Origin of the sequence: Phenylobacterium sp. (assembly GCF_046463815.1) — a bacterium.
Classification (GTDB): domain Bacteria; phylum Pseudomonadota; class Alphaproteobacteria; order Caulobacterales; family Caulobacteraceae; genus Phenylobacterium.
Genome location: NZ_JBKBRO010000013.1, coordinates 60,687 through 76,393, shown reverse-complemented (window position 1 = coordinate 76,393; position 15,707 = coordinate 60,687). Strand labels below are relative to the sequence as shown.

At 70.2% G+C, this 15,707-nt stretch carries 15 protein-coding genes; 9 read left to right on the top strand and 6 right to left on the bottom strand.

What is annotated here, in order from left to right; genetic code table 11:
• Positions 1–16: 16 nt before the first annotated feature.
• The 3 genes from ACK4TT_RS10500 to ACK4TT_RS10490 all read left to right on the top strand — a co-directional run bounded on the left by ACK4TT_RS10500 (position 17) and on the right by ACK4TT_RS10490 (position 2,218).
• Positions 17–553 (top strand): hemerythrin domain-containing protein, encoded by a 537-nt coding sequence (locus ACK4TT_RS10500; protein ID WP_409639303.1) that lies wholly within the window; start codon positions 17–19, stop codon positions 551–553.
• A gap of 226 nt (positions 554–779) precedes the next feature.
• Positions 780–1,391, top strand: coding sequence for a DUF6644 family protein (locus tag ACK4TT_RS10495; protein WP_409639300.1), 612 nt, complete (start codon positions 780–782; stop codon positions 1,389–1,391).
• Positions 1,388–2,218 (top strand): DUF6644 family protein, encoded by an 831-nt coding sequence (locus tag ACK4TT_RS10490; RefSeq protein ID WP_409639297.1) that lies wholly within the window; start codon positions 1,388–1,390, stop codon positions 2,216–2,218. The genes ACK4TT_RS10495 and ACK4TT_RS10490 overlap by 4 nt, the downstream gene beginning before the upstream one ends.
• Positions 2,219–2,223: 5 nt before the next feature.
• On the opposite strand, the gene ACK4TT_RS10485 is transcribed toward ACK4TT_RS10490, so the two are convergent.
• Positions 2,224–3,150 (bottom strand): LysR family transcriptional regulator, encoded by a 927-nt coding sequence (locus ACK4TT_RS10485; RefSeq protein WP_410212964.1) that lies wholly within the window; start codon positions 3,148–3,150, stop codon positions 2,224–2,226.
• 139 nt (positions 3,151–3,289) lie between these two features.
• Here ACK4TT_RS10485 and ACK4TT_RS10480 point away from each other — a divergent pair, with 139 nt between their 5' ends.
• From ACK4TT_RS10480 to ACK4TT_RS10465, 4 genes are all read left to right on the top strand, one after another.
• Complete coding sequence (locus ACK4TT_RS10480; protein WP_409639292.1) at positions 3,290–3,868, top strand: NADPH-dependent FMN reductase; 579 nt, start codon at positions 3,290–3,292, stop codon at positions 3,866–3,868.
• A gap of 224 nt (positions 3,869–4,092) precedes the next feature.
• On the top strand, positions 4,093–4,893 hold the full coding sequence (locus tag ACK4TT_RS10475; RefSeq protein ID WP_409639289.1) for a DODA-type extradiol aromatic ring-opening family dioxygenase: 801 nt from the start codon (positions 4,093–4,095) through the stop codon (positions 4,891–4,893).
• Positions 4,894–5,038: 145 nt separating this feature from the next.
• On the top strand, positions 5,039–5,578 hold the full coding sequence (locus ACK4TT_RS10470) for a hypothetical protein (protein WP_409639285.1): 540 nt from the start codon (positions 5,039–5,041) through the stop codon (positions 5,576–5,578).
• 185 nt (positions 5,579–5,763) lie between these two features.
• On the top strand, positions 5,764–6,450 hold the full coding sequence (locus tag ACK4TT_RS10465) for a hypothetical protein (protein WP_409639283.1): 687 nt from the start codon (positions 5,764–5,766) through the stop codon (positions 6,448–6,450).
• Positions 6,451–6,485: 35 nt separating this feature from the next.
• Here the strand turns inward: ACK4TT_RS10465 and ACK4TT_RS10460 are convergent, their stop codons facing one another.
• The 3 genes from ACK4TT_RS10460 to ACK4TT_RS10450 form a co-directional block, all read right to left on the bottom strand.
• Positions 6,486–8,891, bottom strand: a complete 2,406-nt coding sequence (locus ACK4TT_RS10460; RefSeq protein WP_410212963.1) for an ATP-binding protein — start codon at positions 8,889–8,891, stop codon at positions 6,486–6,488.
• A 68-nt stretch (positions 8,892–8,959) separates the two neighbouring features.
• A complete protein-coding gene (locus ACK4TT_RS10455) occupies positions 8,960–9,772 on the bottom strand; it encodes a TrmH family RNA methyltransferase (protein WP_409639277.1) in 813 nt (270 codons plus the stop codon).
• 4 nt (positions 9,773–9,776) lie between these two features.
• Entirely contained in the window at positions 9,777–11,891 is a 2,115-nt protein-coding gene (locus ACK4TT_RS10450; RefSeq protein WP_410212962.1) for a M13 family metallopeptidase, read from the bottom strand.
• Positions 11,892–12,041: 150 nt separating this feature from the next.
• On the opposite strand from ACK4TT_RS10450, the gene ACK4TT_RS10445 reads away from it, so the two are divergent.
• Positions 12,042–12,476 (top strand): hypothetical protein, encoded by a 435-nt coding sequence (locus tag ACK4TT_RS10445; protein ID WP_409639271.1) that lies wholly within the window; start codon positions 12,042–12,044, stop codon positions 12,474–12,476.
• Here the strand turns inward: ACK4TT_RS10445 and ACK4TT_RS10440 are convergent.
• Positions 12,473–13,291, bottom strand: a complete 819-nt coding sequence (locus ACK4TT_RS10440; RefSeq protein WP_409639268.1) for an acyl-CoA thioesterase — start codon at positions 13,289–13,291, stop codon at positions 12,473–12,475. The genes ACK4TT_RS10445 and ACK4TT_RS10440 overlap by 4 nt on opposite strands.
• Before the next feature lie 55 nt (positions 13,292–13,346).
• Here ACK4TT_RS10440 and ACK4TT_RS10435 point away from each other — a divergent pair, with 55 nt between their 5' ends.
• Positions 13,347–14,201, top strand: a complete 855-nt coding sequence (locus ACK4TT_RS10435; protein WP_409639265.1) for a pirin family protein — start codon at positions 13,347–13,349, stop codon at positions 14,199–14,201.
• Positions 14,202–14,300: 99 nt separating this feature from the next.
• Here the strand turns inward: ACK4TT_RS10435 and ACK4TT_RS10430 are convergent, their stop codons facing one another.
• On the bottom strand, positions 14,301–15,707 hold the full coding sequence (locus tag ACK4TT_RS10430; RefSeq protein WP_409639262.1) for an AMP-binding protein: 1,407 nt from the start codon (positions 15,705–15,707) through the stop codon (positions 14,301–14,303).

Genomic DNA, 15,707 nt, shown 5'->3' with positions numbered 1-15,707 from the left:
ACCCTGGAGAGACCCCATGCCCACCGCCGCCGCCCGCACCGAAGCCAAGAACGCCAAACCCACGTCCTCGGGCCGCCGCAAGACCGCCGATTCCCGCTCGCGGCTGAAGGACGCCGTGGCCATGCTCAAGGCCGACCACCGCGCCGTCGAGAAGCTGTTCGGCCAGTACGAGAAGGCGAAGGACGCACAGGAAAAGCTGCGCATCTTCAACCGGATCGACATGGAGCTGAAGGTCCACACCCAGATCGAGGAGGAGATCTTCTACCCCGCCTCGCGCGAGTTCCTGGACGACGACGACATCGTCAACGAGGCGATCGTCGAGCACCAGGCGGCCAAGGACCTGATGGCCCAGATCGAGCAGATGGACCCGTCCGACGAGATGTACGACGCCAAGGTCACCGTCCTGAAGGAGATGATCGAGCACCACGTCGAGGAGGAGGAGCAGGAGTACTTCCCCGAGGTCCGGAAGTCGGAGATGGACACCCGCGCCGTCGGCGAGCAGCTCAAGGCCCGCCGCGAGGAGCTGATGGCCCAGATGCGGACCACCCCCTAGCCGCATGGCCGAAGCGCTCGCCCCGGCGGCCTGACCGCCCGCTCGAAAACCGTTGCCGTCGGCCCGCCGGCTCGCGTACCTTACCTTCGATAACGAAGACGAGCGGCCCCGTACGAGCGGCCGCCGGCGGGAGCGAGGGCAGATTTCCGGAACGTAGCAGGGCCGCAATCGACTCGTGCGACCTCCGCTATAGAAAGACCGGTATGTTTTGGGGGGCGGAAACGTGTTGCGAGACTTCCTGGTCTGGCTTGCGACCGAGCTGGGCAAGGGCGAGGGCGACCTCGCCATGTCCTGGAGCGAGGCGCTGGCCAGTTCGCTGAACTTCTGGGGACTCCTGGAAGGGACGCACGTCCTGGCGCTGATGCTGTTCGCCGGCACCATCTTCCTGGTCGACCTTCGCCTGCTGGGCGTGGCGTTCCGGAACACGCGGGTGTCGGTGCTCAGCGACCGGGTGCTGCCGCTCACGGTCTTCGGCTTCGCCGTGATGATCGCCACGGGCCTCGCGCTCTTCTACGCCAAGCCCTTGCTTTATTACCATAATCTCTGGTTCCGCCTGAAGCTCGTGTTCATCGCCGCGGCGATGATCAACATCCTCGTTTTCCACTTCCGGGTGCAACGGAACCGCCAGGACTGGGACGCCGCGCCGAAGCCGCCGGCCGCGGCCCGCCTCTCGGCCTTGGTGTCGATCCTGGCCTGGGTCACCGTCATCACCTTCGGCCGTTTCATCGCCTACGACTGGCTGGAGTGCGGCAAGCCCCTGCCCCACTGGGCCAACGTCGCCCAGTCCTGCGCCACGTCCGAACGCGGCGCCGTCGATCTGAAGGATGTGGCCCAATGAGCATGGCCCCGCAGGACTTCTTCCCGGCGCTCGCCCCCTGGGTGGCCGGCCTGGACGACACCTTCCCCGGCGCGTGGATCAAGCCCTACTTCGCCCAGTGGGAGGTGCTGCACATCCTCTCCATCGCCCTGCTGGGCGGGGCGAGCATCCTGCTCAACCTGCGCCTCATCGGCCACGGCCTGACCGAGGAGAGCCCGGCCGAGGTCGAGCGCAACGTCCGGCCCTGGCTCAACCTCGGCGTCGTGGGCGTGATCGTGTCCGGCCTGCTGATCGGGTCCTCGAACGCCGAGCGGCTCTACACGTCCGAGGCCTTCACCGCGAAGATGCTGGGCCTGGCCGCCGCCATCGTCCTCACCTACGGCGTCGCCATGCCGGCGGCCCGGCGGGACGGCCTGCTCGGCGGCGCGGGCAAGCTCTGGGCGGTCGTGGGCCTGGCCCTCTTCGGCCTGGGCCTGGCCGTGTTCGGTACGGCCAAGCTGGTCAGTCCCGGCCTCTGGCACGTGATCCTCGCCGCCGCCCTGATCGCCGCCTTCGTGACCCGGGGCGCGCTGCGCATCGTCTACCTGCTGGGGCTGGGGGTCCTGGTGATCGTCCAGACCGCCGCAACCCACGTGATGATCCCGGCCGACGACTTCGCCCGGCTGGACCCGGTCAACAAGGCCTTCGCCCTGGCCTTCACGGCCTGGATCCTGGGCATGGCGGGCGTGCAGGTCGCGACCTCGGCCCGCGATGACGCCGCGGGGCCCGCGGCCAAGGCGCTGGCCTACGCCGCCATCCTGGTGTGGGTGATGACCGCCGCCGCCGGCCGCTGGATCGCCTTCGCGTAAGGAGTTCAGGGAACCGGGTGGCGGCTGCCCCAGCCCTGGTGCCACTCGGGCTCGCCCGCGTAGCGCGCCGCCAGGAAGTCCACGAAGGCCCTCACCTTGGCCGCCAGGTGCCGCGCGTGCGGATAGACAGCGTGCACGTGGACCAGCTCGGGCTCATGGTTGCACAGCACCGGGACCAGCCGCCCGGCCCGGAGGTCGTCGGCCACCGCGAAGGCCGGGGTGCGGGTCAGGCCGAAGCCGGCAACGGCCGCCGCCGCGCAGGCCTCGGCCCCGCTGAAGCGCAGCCGCCCGTGCACCCGCACCTCCCGGGGCTCGGACTGCGGCCCGAAGCGCCAGATGGTGGGGTCGCGCACGTTCGTGTCGAGCACGGCCTCGTGGCGCGTCAGGTCCTCCAGCGACGTGGGCGTGCCGGCCCGGGCCAGGTAGCCGGGCGAGGCGCAGGTCACCATCCGCACCGCCGCGAGGCGCCGCGCCACCAGTGAGGAGTCGCTCAGGTGGCCGATGCGCACGGCCACGTCGAAGCCCTCCTCAACCAGATTGACCATTCGGTCGCTGAACACCACGTCCAGCGAGACGGCGTTGCAGCCCGAGGCGAAGTCCAGCAGCGCCGGGGTGAGCTGGTTGCGGCCGAACGAGACCGGCGCCGAGACCTTCAAGAGGCCGCTCGGGCCCGTCTGGTCGCGAACCGAGGTCTCCAGGGCCTCGAAGCCCTGCAGCAGCTCCCGCGCCCGCTCCAGATAGGCCTGGCCCGTGTCGGTGAGGGAGACGTCGCGGGTGGTGCGGTTCAGCAGCCGCGCGCCCAGGCGGTTCTCCAGCCGGGCCACCAGCTTCGAGACCTGGGCGCTGGACACCCCCAGCTTGCGCGCGCCCTGCGTGAAGCTCCGCGCGTCGGCCACCGCCACGAAGGCGCCGAGTTCGTCCAGCCGGTCCATCGGATTGTTTCCTTTTCGGAAGCACAATCATCCAATTCTGGCGGATTATCAACGGACCTGACCGGGCCCACCTTCGCTGCAGGCCGAGGCCCCGCCCCGCGCCGCGTGATTTTCCTCCCCTGAGAGCCCGGAGACCTCCATGTCCCAACCCCGCACCGTCGCCGTCGTCGTCGGTTCCCTCCGCAAGGACTCGGTGAACCGCAAGGTCGCCAAGGCGCTGGCCGCCCTCACCCCCGGCCTGACGTTCGACTTCATCGAGATCGGCGACCTGCCCCACTACGACGAGGACGTCGAAGCCGCCGGCGCCCCCGAAGCCTGGACCCGGTTCAGGAAGGAGATCGCCGCCCGCGACGCGGTGCTGTTCGTCACGCCCGAATACAACCGCTCGGTCCCCGGCGTCCTTAAGAACGCCATCGACGTGGGCTCGCGCCCATACGGCTCCAGCGTGTGGAACGGCAAGCCCGGCGCGGTCATCAGCGTCTCGCCCGGCGCCATCGGCGGCTTCGGCGCCAACCACCACCTGCGCCAGTCGCTGGTGTTCCTGAACGTGCCGCTGCTGAGCCAGGAAGCCTACATCGGCGCCGCCTTCACCCTGTTCGGCGAGAACGGCGAACTGGTGAACGAGTCCACGGCCGAGTTCCTCAAGGGATTCGGCCAGAATTTCGCCGCCTGGATCGAGCGCATCCTGGCCGAACCGGCCGGGAAAGCCGCGGCCTAAGCTTCGTCGGACGCCGGCCAAGGTCTCTCCTCCCCCGTCGGGAGGGGACCATGCACTAGCATGGTGGAGGGGGCTTGCCGGAAGCGCCGAGCCTATCGTCAGGCCCCCTCCACCCGCCTTCGGCCGGTCCCCCTCCCCCAATGGGGGAGGAGAAGAAGGGAATGCCGACTCCCCGGAAGGCCGCGGCGGCCCATTGAATGTCGATTGAACCAAGGACCAAAGCCATGCGCCTCCCGACGGTCTACATTCCGCACGGCGCGGGTCCCTGCTTCTTCATGGCGTGGACCCGCGGCCCGGCTGACGCCTGGGCCCGCACGGAAGCCTATCTGCGCGGGCTGGTCGCCGGCCTGCCGGAGCGGCCGAAGGCGATCCTGGTCGTCTCGGGCCACTGGGAGGCGCCCGTCTTCACCGTGGGCTCGGGCGAGCGCCCGGGCCTGATCTTCGACTACCACGGCTTCCCCGAGCACACCTACCGACTGACCTTCGACGCGTCCGGCTCGCCCACGCTGGCGGCGCGCGTCCGGGGCCTCCTGGCCGGCGCCGGCATCGCCTCGGCGGCCGACCCGGAGCGCGGCTGGGACCACGGCGTCTTCATCCCCCTGAAGCTGGTGACGCCCGAGGCCGACATCCCCGTCGTGCAGCTCTCGCTGAAGGCCGGGCTGGACGCCCGGGAACACCTCGCCGCCGGCCGCCCGCTCGCCCCCCTCCGGGACGAGGGCGTGCTGATCGTGGGGTCGGGCATGAGCTGGCACAACATGCGCGGCTTCTCGCCGGCCTTCACCGGGAAGTCCGCCCGCTTCGACGCCTGGCTGGAGGAGGCGGCCGCCGATCCCGCCCGCCTCGCCCGGTGGGCCGAGGCGCCGTTCGGCCGCGAGGCCCACCCGCGCGAGGAGCACCTGATCCCGCTGATGGTCTGCGCAGGCGCGGCCGGGCGCGATCCCGCCCGCACCGCCTTCCGCGACACCGTCATGGACGTGGTGATCTCGGCCATCGAGTTCGGCGAGCCGCTCCCGCTCGCCGCCTGATCCCCCAGCGAGGGACCCGTAGGCCCTCCCCTCTCCCCCACGGCGCACACCCCCGCCGCGGAGGGCCTCCGGACGTCGGGCCCCGGTGGGGCTCGACAGCCTCATCGTTCCTGCTACGTTCCGAGGCGTCACGGTGGAGCCTCCGATGCGCGCCAAGATCGTCGCCGGCCTTCTTGTCCTCCTCGCCCTCGTCGTCTTGCCGATGCTGCCCGAGGGCGCGGTGCGGCGGGCGCTGGGCGGGAAGGCGCCGGGCGCTACGGAAAAATGGCGCATGATCGAGGCCCGTGACGGCCTCTATACCGTTGCCGACCGCTCGGTCGCCTGCCGCGTCCACGGAGGCTGGATCGCCTGCGCCAACGACAAGGTCAGGATCGCGTGCCAGGACGACAAGTGCGTCCCGCACTCCTGGGTGGGCGACTACGAGGACGGCCCGCTTATGGTAATCCCGCTCGACGCCCAGGAACAACCCGCCGTCGTCCTGCGCCCAGGGGACGCCCTGGATTTTCCGCGTATGAACTGTTGGGTCGAGCAGACCTACCTGGAATGCCGCATGGCGGATTTCGGCGGCGGGTTCCAGATGAGCGGCCTCTTCGCGCGCAACAGCGATTGGGACGATGCCCCGTCCGGCTGGCCCTGGAACGGCAAGACCTACACCCTCAAGGATCGCATCCCAGGGGCGTACTAGCCCGAGTCAGGGGCTTCGCGGCGGAGAACTGTCCCAGGGACGGGGAAACCGTATTCGGCGCCTTCGGAGGCTCAGCTATTCTCGGTTGCGGCCGGGCGGCGAGCATGCGTTTGATCGCCTTATTGCGGCGGGAGGCGGCTTCCTTTGGGTGAGCAGGCCCAAATCGTTCATGAGCCGAAGATGACATGGCAAGCGCCTTCGCTGCCCCCCGCATCAACACCGTCTCGTACTCTGAGCCTGAGCGAGAACACGCCGACGTAATCAACATGCTTCTGCGCGGGCTCGATGATGAGTGTCGCGCCTTCATGGGTGCCGTCCAGCTCTTCGAGCACGCGAGCGCGGAAATGCTGAAGCGGCTTCGCGACGACGATTCCCGCGCCGAAAGCGACAAGTTCCGCGAGTGGACGTTCATCGCCGCACGTGACGCCACCGGCTCCGTCTTTCGCTTCTATGAAGAGATGGCGGCCATCGGCATCAACTTGGGTCATTGCCCGAGCGTTCGAGCCGCAATGAACGTCGCCAAGAAGCGCCAGGCCACAAGGACCTTCCGGACGCTGTTTCCGAATGTAGAAGGCATGCGCCACAGCGCACAGCACTCATTCGGTATGATGTACGGGACGCCTAATGGTCGCGCCGAACACTCCACGCCGGAAGGTAGCCTGTACGTCAACAACCTGATCGGCGACGAGTTCGAGACCACCTATCGGAGGCGCCGCATTCGGCTACGGATTCACGCCGATACACACGCATCGCTCATCCAGGTGCGGGACCTCTATTGGGCGGCGTTCGAACCTCTAGACATGTGGCGCTCGCGCTTGCTCGCAGGGCTCCGCAAGCCGGCACAAGGCTCGACGGGCGACGGCACTCAATAGGAAGCCGCACCGACCTGCCTAGAACGCCCTGAAACCTAAGCCGCCGCCGCCCTAGCCGCTTCGCCGCGTTCCACGGCCGCCTGAAGGGCTTCGTACAGCCGCGCGGCCTCGATGGGCTTGGCGACGTAGCCGTTCATGCCGGCCTCGGCGTATTCGGCCACCTGGTGCGACATGGCGTTGGCGGTCAGGGCCACGATGGGCGTGCGCGGGCGGTTCAGGGCCCGCTCTCGGGTGCGGATCAGGGCCGTGGCGGTGGGCCCGTCCATCACCGGCATCTGGACGTCCATCAGGATCACGTCCCAGTCCTCGCGCTCCCAGGCGGCCACCGCCTCGCGGCCGTCGGGCACCACGACAGGATCGATCCCCACCTGGGCCAGCAGCGTCTTGAGCACGAGCTGGTTCATGGCGTTGTCCTCGGCGGCGAGGATGCGCAGGGGACGCTCGGCCTCGGCCTCGCGCGGGTCGCTCGGGCCGCGCCGCTTGGGCTGGGCCCGGCCCTTGGGGACCTTCTTCAGCGGCAGCTTCACCGTGAACGTCGCGCCCTGGCCCCGCGCGCTCGACGCGGAGATCTCGCCCCCCATCAGCTCGGCCAGCTCCCGGCAGATCGCCAGGCCCAGGCCGGTGCCGCCAAACCGGCGGGTGGTCGAGGCGTCGGCCTGCTCGAACTTGCGGAACAGGTAGGCGAGCTGATCCGGCGCGATGCCGATGCCGCTGTCGATCACCTCGATGGCGACGACGCCGCGCCGGGCGCCGATCTTTACCCGCACGCTGCCGCGGTCGGTGAACTTCAGGGCGTTGGAGACCAGATTCCAGAGGATCTGGCGCACCCGCACGGGATCGCCGAGATAGACGCCCCTGGCGCTCCGCTCCACAATCAGGTCGAAGTCCAGGCCCTTGTTGTCGGCCACGGCGGCGAAGGTGGCGTGCACCGCCTGGGCCAGCTCAGCCACGTCGAACTCCGCCGCCTCCAGCTCCAGCTTGCCGGTCTCGATCTTCGACAGGTCCAGCACGTCATTGAGGATGGCGAGCAGGCTTTCGCCCGACTGGCGGATCACGTCCAGCCGGTCGCGCTGCGCCGGCGTCAGCTCGTCGGCGGCCATGGCCTGGGCCATGCCCAGCACCCCGTTCAACGGCGTGCGGATCTCGTGGCTCATGGTGGCGAGGAACGCGCTCTTGGCCCGGTTGGCGGCCTCGGCCTCCTCCTTGGCCTGCACCAGCGCCCGCTCCTGGGCCTTGCGCTTGGTGATGTTCTGTATGGCGCCGATCAGGCGAACGGGCCTGCCGGCCTCGTCCGTGGTCAGGCGCGCGGTGCTGGCGACCCAGACCTCCTTGCCGTCCTTCCGGTGGGCCCGGTACTCGGGGCTAAATGGCGCCCCCTCCTGCACATGCCGCACCCAGGCCCCGATGGCCTCCTCGCGGTCCCGCGGGTCGACGGTGTCCCAGATGTCCCGCGCCATCTCGCGATAGGTCTTGGGCCTGTCGAAGAACGTGTCCTCGGCGCCCACCTTGGTGAGCTCGTGGCGGACGTAGTCCATCTCGTAGACGTGGATGTCGGCGAGCTGCATCGCGAGCTTCAGCCGTTCCTCGGAGCGCTCGGTGCGCTCCAGGGCCTCGACCACCGCGGTGATGTCGAACGAGCCGATGATCAGGCCGCCCACCTTGCCCTCGTGGTCGTACCAGGGCGTGACCTCGACCTTCACCCAGTCCTTGCGGCCGTCGGGCCGGGCCAGGCCCAGGCGCTCCACCTTGTAGCCCTTGCCGCTCGCCACGGCGCCTTCCAGGCTGTCCCGCCACTTCAGGAACATGTCAGGCCGCAGCTCGTACAGCGTCCGGCCGATGACCTGCCGGCCCGTGAGGCCGCGCGCCTGGATCCACGGCGGGCTGGCGTAGATCACCCGCATGTCGCGGTCGGTGAGGACCAGTGAGATCGGCATGGCGTCGATCACCGCGCCCAGGGTCTTCTCATAGCTGGTCCGGGCCTGGCGGGCGCGGACCCGGGCCCACTCGTCCGCCACCACGCCGGCCAGATCCTGCAACCGCGACGCCAGCGTCTGGTCGAAGGCCCGCGGCTCCAACCCGCCCACCCAGATGGCGCCGGGCGTGGAGCCGTCCTCCAGCCGGATCGGCGCGCCGGCGAAGAAGCGTACGTAGGGCGGCCCCACGACGGCGGCGTCCTCCCGGAAGCGCGGGTCCTCGCGGCAGTCCTCGCACCACACGAGCTCGCCGGTGCGCATCACCTCGCGCACGCCCAGCGCCTGCCCCGCCGACGAGGTGCCACCGCCCCGGCTGTGCCACACCCGGTCGCCGTCCAGCAGGGTGATCTGGGCGTCCACGGGGCCGAACAGCGTCCGGGCCAGGCGCGTGGCGCGATCGAACACCGGTCCGGACTGCTCAAGCCCGGCCGGCGCCTTCTCGGCAGCGCGTTTCCGCAGACGCTTCATGGTCCTCCCCGACGGCGGCTTCGCCGTCTCCGGCCGAAGAGGATCGCCGATCGAGGTTAAGCCCAGACTTACGTTCGGGAATTTCGTCGGGCCGAAATATGGTGAAGGACGATGCCGCTGGTGGTGGCCACGTTCAGGGAGTCGAAGCCGCCGGCCATCTGCAGGCGCACGGTCCGCGCCCGGGCCATCACCGCCTCGGGCAGTCCGGGCCCCTCGGCGCCGAACAGCGCCGCCGTGCGGGGCGCCGGCTCCAGCTCCGAAAGCTCGACCTCGCCCCTCGGCGTCAGGCCGAGGACCTCGAACCCCGCGGCCGCCAGGACCTCGGCCATGTCCTCGTCCGGGGCGAGCCTGGCGAACGGGACGGTCAGGGCCGCGCCGACGCTGACGCGGATGGCCTTGCGGTAGAGCGGATCGCAGGAGCCGGCGTCGATCAGCACCGCGTCCGCGCCGAAGGCCGCGGCGTTGCGGAAGAGGCCGCCCATGTTGTCGTGGTTGGCGATCCCCACCAGCCCGACGACGAGGGCCTCCGGCGGCAGGCCGGCCAGGAGGCGCTTCGCCGGGACCGCCACGCGCCGGCCCAGCGCCAGGATGCCCCGGTGGATCGGGAACCCCACGATCCGGTCCATCACCGTCTGGCTGGCGGCGTAGACGGGCGTGCCCGGCGCCAGGTTCGCGATCACGTCCGCCAGGGAATCCAGCCGCTTCTCGGCGACCAGCACCGAGACGATGCGGTCCGGGATGGCCCGGACCGCCTTTTCCAGCACCACCCGGCCCTCGGCCACGAACAGGCCCTCGCGGCCCGCAAGGTCGCGCTCGCGCACCTCGCGGTAGCCCTCTATGCGAGGATCATCGGGCTCCGTGACCGGATGGACCTGCGCCAAGCCGCTACCAGATCTTCACGCGGTCGGCCGGCGCCAGGTAGAGCTTCTGCCCCGGCTTCACGTCGAACGCCCCGTACCAGGGGTCGAGGTTGCGCACCGTGATCGCCCGGTACGGCCCCGGCGAGTGGACATCCGTCACGACGATGCGGCGCAGGGCGGCCTCGCGGTACTTCGACCGGTAGTTCTGCGCCCAGCCCAGGAAGAACCGCTGCTCGGCGCTGAAGCCGTCGATGGCTTCGGGCGTCTTGCCGCCCAGCGACAGCCTGTAGGCATCCCAGGCGGTGGCCAGGCCCGCCACGTCGGCGATGTTCTCGCCCAGCACCTGCTCGCCCTTGAGGTTGAGGCCCGGCAGGACCTCATAGGCGCTGTACTGGTCGGCCAGCTTCTTCGTCTCGGCCTTGAAGCGGGCCATGTCGGAGGCGGTCCACCAGTTGCGCAGGTTCCCCTTCTCGTCGAACTGCGCGCCCAGGTCGTCGAAGCCGTGGCTGACCTCGTGGCCGATGACCCCGCCGATGGCCCCGTAGTTCACAGCATCGTCCGCGTGGGGATCGAAGAACGTCGGCTCCAGGATGGCCGCCGGGAAGCTGATCGAGTTCTGCGACGGGGCGAAGATGGCGTTCACCGTCTGGGGGGTCATGAACCACTCGCCGCGGTCGACGGGCCGGCCCAGCTTGCCCACGTTGCGGCGGTATTCGAACAGCTCGGCCCGCTGCCAGTTGCCGTAGGCGTCGCCGCGGACGACCCGCAGGCCCGAATAGTCCCGCCACGCATCGGGATAGCCGACATTGACCTTGAAGTTGGCGAGCTTGCGCTTGGCCTCGGCCTTGGTCTCGGGGCTCATCCAGTCCAGGGCGTCGATGCGCTGGCCGAAGGCCTTCAGCACGTTCTGGGCCATCTCGCCCGCCTTGGCCTTGGCCTCGGGCGAGAAGTGCTTCTCGACGTAGATCTTGCCGACCGCCTCGCCCATCGCGTTGCTGGTGAAGTCCACCCCCCGCTTCCAGCGTTCGCGCTGCTGCGGCGTGCCGGTGAGCGCCTGGCCGTTGAACGCGAAATGCTCGTCCGCGAAGGCCTTGGACAGATAGGGCGCGCCGCGCTCGATCGCGTGGAAGGTCAGGTAGTCGCGCCAGGCCTGCATCGGCTGCGTGGCGACCAGCCTGGAGAGCCCGGCGATGGCCGTGTCCTGCCAGGCCCCGAAGCGCTGCTGGTCCTGCAGTCCCGCGGCGGCCAGGAAGGCGTCCCAGTCGATGCCGGGCGCCTTCTTCGCCAGCTCGGCGCGGGTCCAGACCGTGTTGGCCTTCAGGACGTCGCTCGTCTCGTCCACCGTCCAGTGCTGGCGGGCGATGGCGGTCTCCAGGGCCATGATCCGGGCGGCGCGGGCCTCGGCCTGCTCGAAGCCGGCCAGCTTCAGCATGGCCGCCACGTGGGCCTGGTACTTGGTCCTGAGCTCCTGGAAGCGCGGGCTGTCGCCCAGGTAGTATTCCCGGTCGGGCATGCCCAGGCCGCCCTGCATCAGGTAGGGCCGGTAGATCGAGGTGTCGTTCAGGTCCTCGGCCACCCACAGGCCCAGCAGCCGGTCGGTGTAGAAGTCGGTGGCGTTGATGGCGTCCACGTCGGCGCGAAGGGCGGCGCCCAGCTCCCGCGAGAGGTCCTTGCGGGTGCGAATGGCCGCCACGCGGTCCAGCTCGGGCTTCAGCGGCGCCGCGCCCAGTTGCTCGATGCGGGCCTCGTCCATGAAGCTGGCGAAGTAGTCGCCGATCTTGCGCGCCTCCGAGCCCTCGGGTGCGTTCGAGGCGGCGGCGTCCTCGATGATGGTCCGGGTGCGCTTGGCCGCCATCTCGGCGATCACCGAGAAGGCGGTGATGTTGGAGCGGTCGGCCGGGATCTCGGTGCGGTCCGCCCACTTGCCGGCGGCGTAACGGAAGAAGTCGTCGCCGGGCGCGACCGACGTGTCCATGCCCGACACGTCGAAGCCGAAGGCGCCGACCTGGGGCTTGGGGCGCGCGGGCTGGGGCGCCGGCGCGGCGGCGGTCACGGCGGGCGGCGGCGGGGCGGCCGTGGCGCAGGCGGTGAGCAGGGCCGCGGCGGAGGCCGCCGCGAACCCGTGAAGGCGGATGGTCATCTCGAACGTCTCTCTCCGGGGCGCGGCGTCGGCCGCGCGCGTTTGGCCGTGTTCTTACACCCCGCCGCCGGTCGCGCGCCTTACAGCTTTGTCATTTGCGGCGGCCCTGCGGCGCATGTGACCGCAGGGGCGTAACGGAGGAATCCCGCCATGGACGAACGGGCTGCGATCGGCGCGGTGATCGACGAGATGTACGCCATGATCTCCGGCCCCGCGGGCCCCCGCGACTGGTCGCGCCAGGCCGCCGCCTTCCATCCGGAGTCGCGCCAGATGCGCACCGGCGTGGACGAGGCCGGCCGGGCCTGGATCAAGATCATGTCCCAGGAGGCCTACGCCGAGGACGTGGCCCCGTTCTTCATGGCCAATCCGTTTTTCGAGGTGGAGATCGCCCGGCGCATCGACGTGCTGGGGAACATGGCCCACGCCTGGAGCCTCTACGAGGCCCGCCGCGCGCCCGATGACGCCGTCCCCGAACGGCGCGGGATCAACTCGATCCAGCTCTACAGGGACCCCGACCTCGGCTGGCGGATCGTCTCGATGATCTGGGACAACGAGCGGCCGGGCGTCGCCGCCGAGCCGTTCTAGCGCTCGTCGGCGCTCTCGCGGACCCGCACGATCAGCGACTGGCTGGCCATGGCCATCAGCTCCCCGTCCTCGGCGAACAGGTGCATGTCCCCGTGGGCGAAACCGCCGTGCACGCCGTGGATGCGGATGTCGCACAGCACCCACTCCGTCGGCACGATCCGGCGGATGCGGATGGTGTTGTCCAGGCTGTTGCCGCCGGCGTTCTTGCCCAGCGCGTTGCCGACCCCCGAGGGCACGAAGTCGGCCATGATCGCCAGCATGGGCGCATCCACCACGAAGCCCTCGCGCGGCCGGATCCACAGGAGCAAGCGGCCGTCGGGTTCGGCCTGGCCGTTGCGGTCCATGCCGTAGCGCCCCTTGGCGACGCGGACCTCGATGCGGCTGTGCAGCCCCCGCCCCGATCCCCGCCAGTGCTCGGCCGGCTCGCAGTCCCGGGGCTTGGGGGCGTCGGGCATCTCGACCCACTGGTGCGACAGGTCGCTCGGCCGTTCGCCCAGGGCGGCGTTGACGGTGAAGATCTCCCGGTCGTCCACGTGGCCCACGACGCGCGCCTGGGTGTTGTACTTGCCCGAGACCGGAGTCCAGACGTCGAGGTCCACCACGCTGGGCGGGTTGGCGTAGGACAGGTACTGGGCCGTCGCCCACACCACCGGCCGCTGGCAGGTCCGCTCCATGGCCGCGACCGCCGAGCCCAGGCCCACGCCGCCGAACATGAACATCTTGCCGGGCGGGCCCACGCACACGTCGTCGGTGAGCGGCATGTACCACCGGTGCGGGTTGTGCGTCGGGCGCAGATCGAAGAAGAGCTTGTCCATCCCGGTTCTCAAAAGCGCGCATGGCGGCGCTTCGCAAGCCGGAAAGGAGCCCGCCTTGCCCGCCAAGACCGTCCTGGCCCAGCACCCCGCCGTCCGCGACGACATCGGCGATCTGGTGACGCGGCGCCCCCTGCCCGGCCCGCGCCTGCCGCAGGTCGACCCCTTCCTGTTCCTCAACCACCATGGCCCCCAGGTCTATCCGCCGGGCAACCGCGGCCTGCCCTTCGGCCCGCACCCCCACCGCGGCTTCGAGACCGTGACCTTCATCCTCCAGGGCGAGCTCGCCCATCGCGATTCCGCCGGCCACGAGAGCGTCATCCATGCCGGCGGGGTGCAGTGGATGACCGCCGGGTCGGGCCTGATCCACGCCGAGGTCTCGCCCGAGGACTTCAAGCGCGACGGCGGTCCGCTGGAGATCCTGCAGCTCTGGGTGAACCTGCCGGGCCGCCTGAAGATGACCCGGCCGCGCTACGCGGGACTCCAGGCGGAGGCGATCCCGGCCCTGGACGCGGGCGGCGCGACCGTGCGTCTGGTCTCCGGCCGCTGGGGCGGCGGGACGGGTCCCTTCGACTCGCTCACCGGCGTGTTCATGAGCGTCATCGACCTGAAGGCCGGCGCGAAGGTTGGCTTCGGCTCCCTCCGCGGCCGCAACGTCTTCCTCTACGTCGTCCGCGGCGAGGCGGCGGTGAACGGCGTGGCGGTCCCGGCCTTCCACCTGGCAGAGCTGGACCTGGCCGGCGACACGGTCGAGATCACGGCCTCCTCCGACGCCTGCGTGCTCTTCGGCCATGCCGAGCCGCTGAACGAACCCGTGGTCGCCCACGGCCCCTTCGTCATGAACACGCCCGAGGAGATCTACGCCGCCGTCCGCGACTACCAGGCCGGACGGTTCGACGCCGTCGCGCCCTGATCGGCCGGGATCGCGGGGCGTGGGCCCAGGCGATCGCCCGGACGACCCAGGCCGCGCCCGCGCCGCGCTTCGGCGCTTCCCGCCAGAGGGCGACAAGGGTCAGGTCGCGAACACCCCCGCATAGCGCTCGCGCAGCAGGTTCTTCTGCACCTTGCCCATGGTGTTGCGGGGCAGGTCGTCGACGAACACCACCCGCTTGGGCGTCTTGTAGGCGGCGAGCTGGCGGCGGGCTTCGGCGATGATCGCGGCCTCGTCCCCCTCGCCGATCACCACCGCCACCACGCCCTCTCCGAAGTCGGGGTGCGGCGCGCCGATGACGGCGCTTTCGATCACGCCGGGCATCTCGTCGATCACCAGCTCCACTTCCTTGGGGTAGACGTTGTAGCCGCCCGATATGATCAGGTCCTTGGCCCGGCCCGAGATCCAGACGCGCCCGTCCGGGTCCTGGCGTCCCACGTCGCCGGTGATGAAGAAGCCGTCGGCGGTGAACTCCTCGGCGGTCTTCTCGGGCATCCGCCAGTAGCCGCCGAACACGCTCGGCCCGCGGATCTGGATGACGCCCGTGTCTTCGCCCCCGCCGATGCGCAGCTCCACGCCCGGCAGCGGATAACCCACCGAGCCCGCGATCCGCTCGCCGTCGAGCGGATTGGTGGTGATGATCACCGCCTCGCTCATCCCGTAGCGTTCCAGGATGCGCTGGCCGGTGCGTTCCTCGAACTCGACGAAGGTGGACGGCAGCAGGGGCGCCGAGCCCGAGATGAACACCCGCACGCCCGCCGCCCGCGCGCGCGTGAAGTCCGGGTTGGCCAGCAGGCGCGTGTAGAACGTCGGCACGCCCATCATCACGGTGGCCGTCTCCAGGCCCGCCAGCACCTCGGCGTCCGTGAATTTCGGCAGCCAGATCATCGGACACCCGCTCAGCAGCGCGCAGTGCAGCGCCACGAACAGGCCGTGGACGTGGAACACCGGCAGGGCGTGCAGCAGCACATCGTCGGGCGTGAAGCCCCAGGCCGCGTGCAGCGCCAGCGCGTTGGCCGCCAGGTTCCCGTGGCTCAGCATCGCCCCCTTGGAGCGCCCCGTGGTGCCCGAGGTGTAGATCAGGGAGGCCAGGTCTTCCGCCGCGCGCGGGACCGCCCGTTCGAGCGGCGCATGGACGGCGGCGTCCCGCACCCAGGCCGTCGGGTCTGTGATGAAGACCGCGGGCTCGGCGTTCGCCAGGAAGTAGTCCACCTCGGCGGCCGTGTAGGCCGAATTGAGCGGCAGGAAGACCGCGCCGGCCTTCAGCACCCCGAGGTAGACCATGATGACCTCGGGGCTCTTCTCGGCCTGCAGCGCCACCCGGTCGCCGGGCCGCACGCCCTCGGCGATCAGGCGGGCGGCCACGCGGCCCGCGCCGGCTTCGAGGTCGCCGTAGCTGATGGCGCTTCCGTCGCCCAGCAGGAAGCAGGGCCTGGACCGGTCGGCCGGGAAGCCGCCCGCCAGCAGGTCGTAGAGATGGTTCGACAT

Excerpts from the sequence above, each read along its gene's own strand:
- ACK4TT_RS10475 (WP_409639289.1), top strand. The coding sequence starts at position 4,093 with ATGCGCCTCCCGACGGTCTACATTCCGCACGGCGCGGGTCCCTGCTTC.
- ACK4TT_RS10485 (WP_410212964.1), bottom strand. The coding sequence starts at position 3,150 with ATGGACCGGCTGGACGAACTCGGCGCCTTCGTGGCGGTGGCCGACGCG.
- ACK4TT_RS10430 (WP_409639262.1), bottom strand. The coding sequence starts at position 15,707 with ATGTCGAACCATCTCTACGACCTGCTGGCGGGCGGCTTCCCGGCCGAC.
- ACK4TT_RS10480 (WP_409639292.1), top strand. The coding sequence starts at position 3,290 with ATGTCCCAACCCCGCACCGTCGCCGTCGTCGTCGGTTCCCTCCGCAAG.
- ACK4TT_RS10445 (WP_409639271.1), top strand. The coding sequence starts at position 12,042 with ATGGACGAACGGGCTGCGATCGGCGCGGTGATCGACGAGATGTACGCC.
- ACK4TT_RS10450 (WP_410212962.1), bottom strand. The coding sequence starts at position 11,891 with ATGACCATCCGCCTTCACGGGTTCGCGGCGGCCTCCGCCGCGGCCCTG.
- ACK4TT_RS10470 (WP_409639285.1), top strand. The coding sequence starts at position 5,039 with ATGCGCGCCAAGATCGTCGCCGGCCTTCTTGTCCTCCTCGCCCTCGTC.
- ACK4TT_RS10460 (WP_410212963.1), bottom strand. The coding sequence starts at position 8,891 with ATGAAGCGTCTGCGGAAACGCGCTGCCGAGAAGGCGCCGGCCGGGCTT.
- ACK4TT_RS10490 (WP_409639297.1), top strand. The coding sequence starts at position 1,388 with ATGAGCATGGCCCCGCAGGACTTCTTCCCGGCGCTCGCCCCCTGGGTG.
- ACK4TT_RS10465 (WP_409639283.1), top strand. The coding sequence starts at position 5,764 with ATGGCAAGCGCCTTCGCTGCCCCCCGCATCAACACCGTCTCGTACTCT.
- ACK4TT_RS10440 (WP_409639268.1), bottom strand. The coding sequence starts at position 13,291 with ATGGACAAGCTCTTCTTCGATCTGCGCCCGACGCACAACCCGCACCGG.
- ACK4TT_RS10500 (WP_409639303.1), top strand. The coding sequence starts at position 17 with ATGCCCACCGCCGCCGCCCGCACCGAAGCCAAGAACGCCAAACCCACG.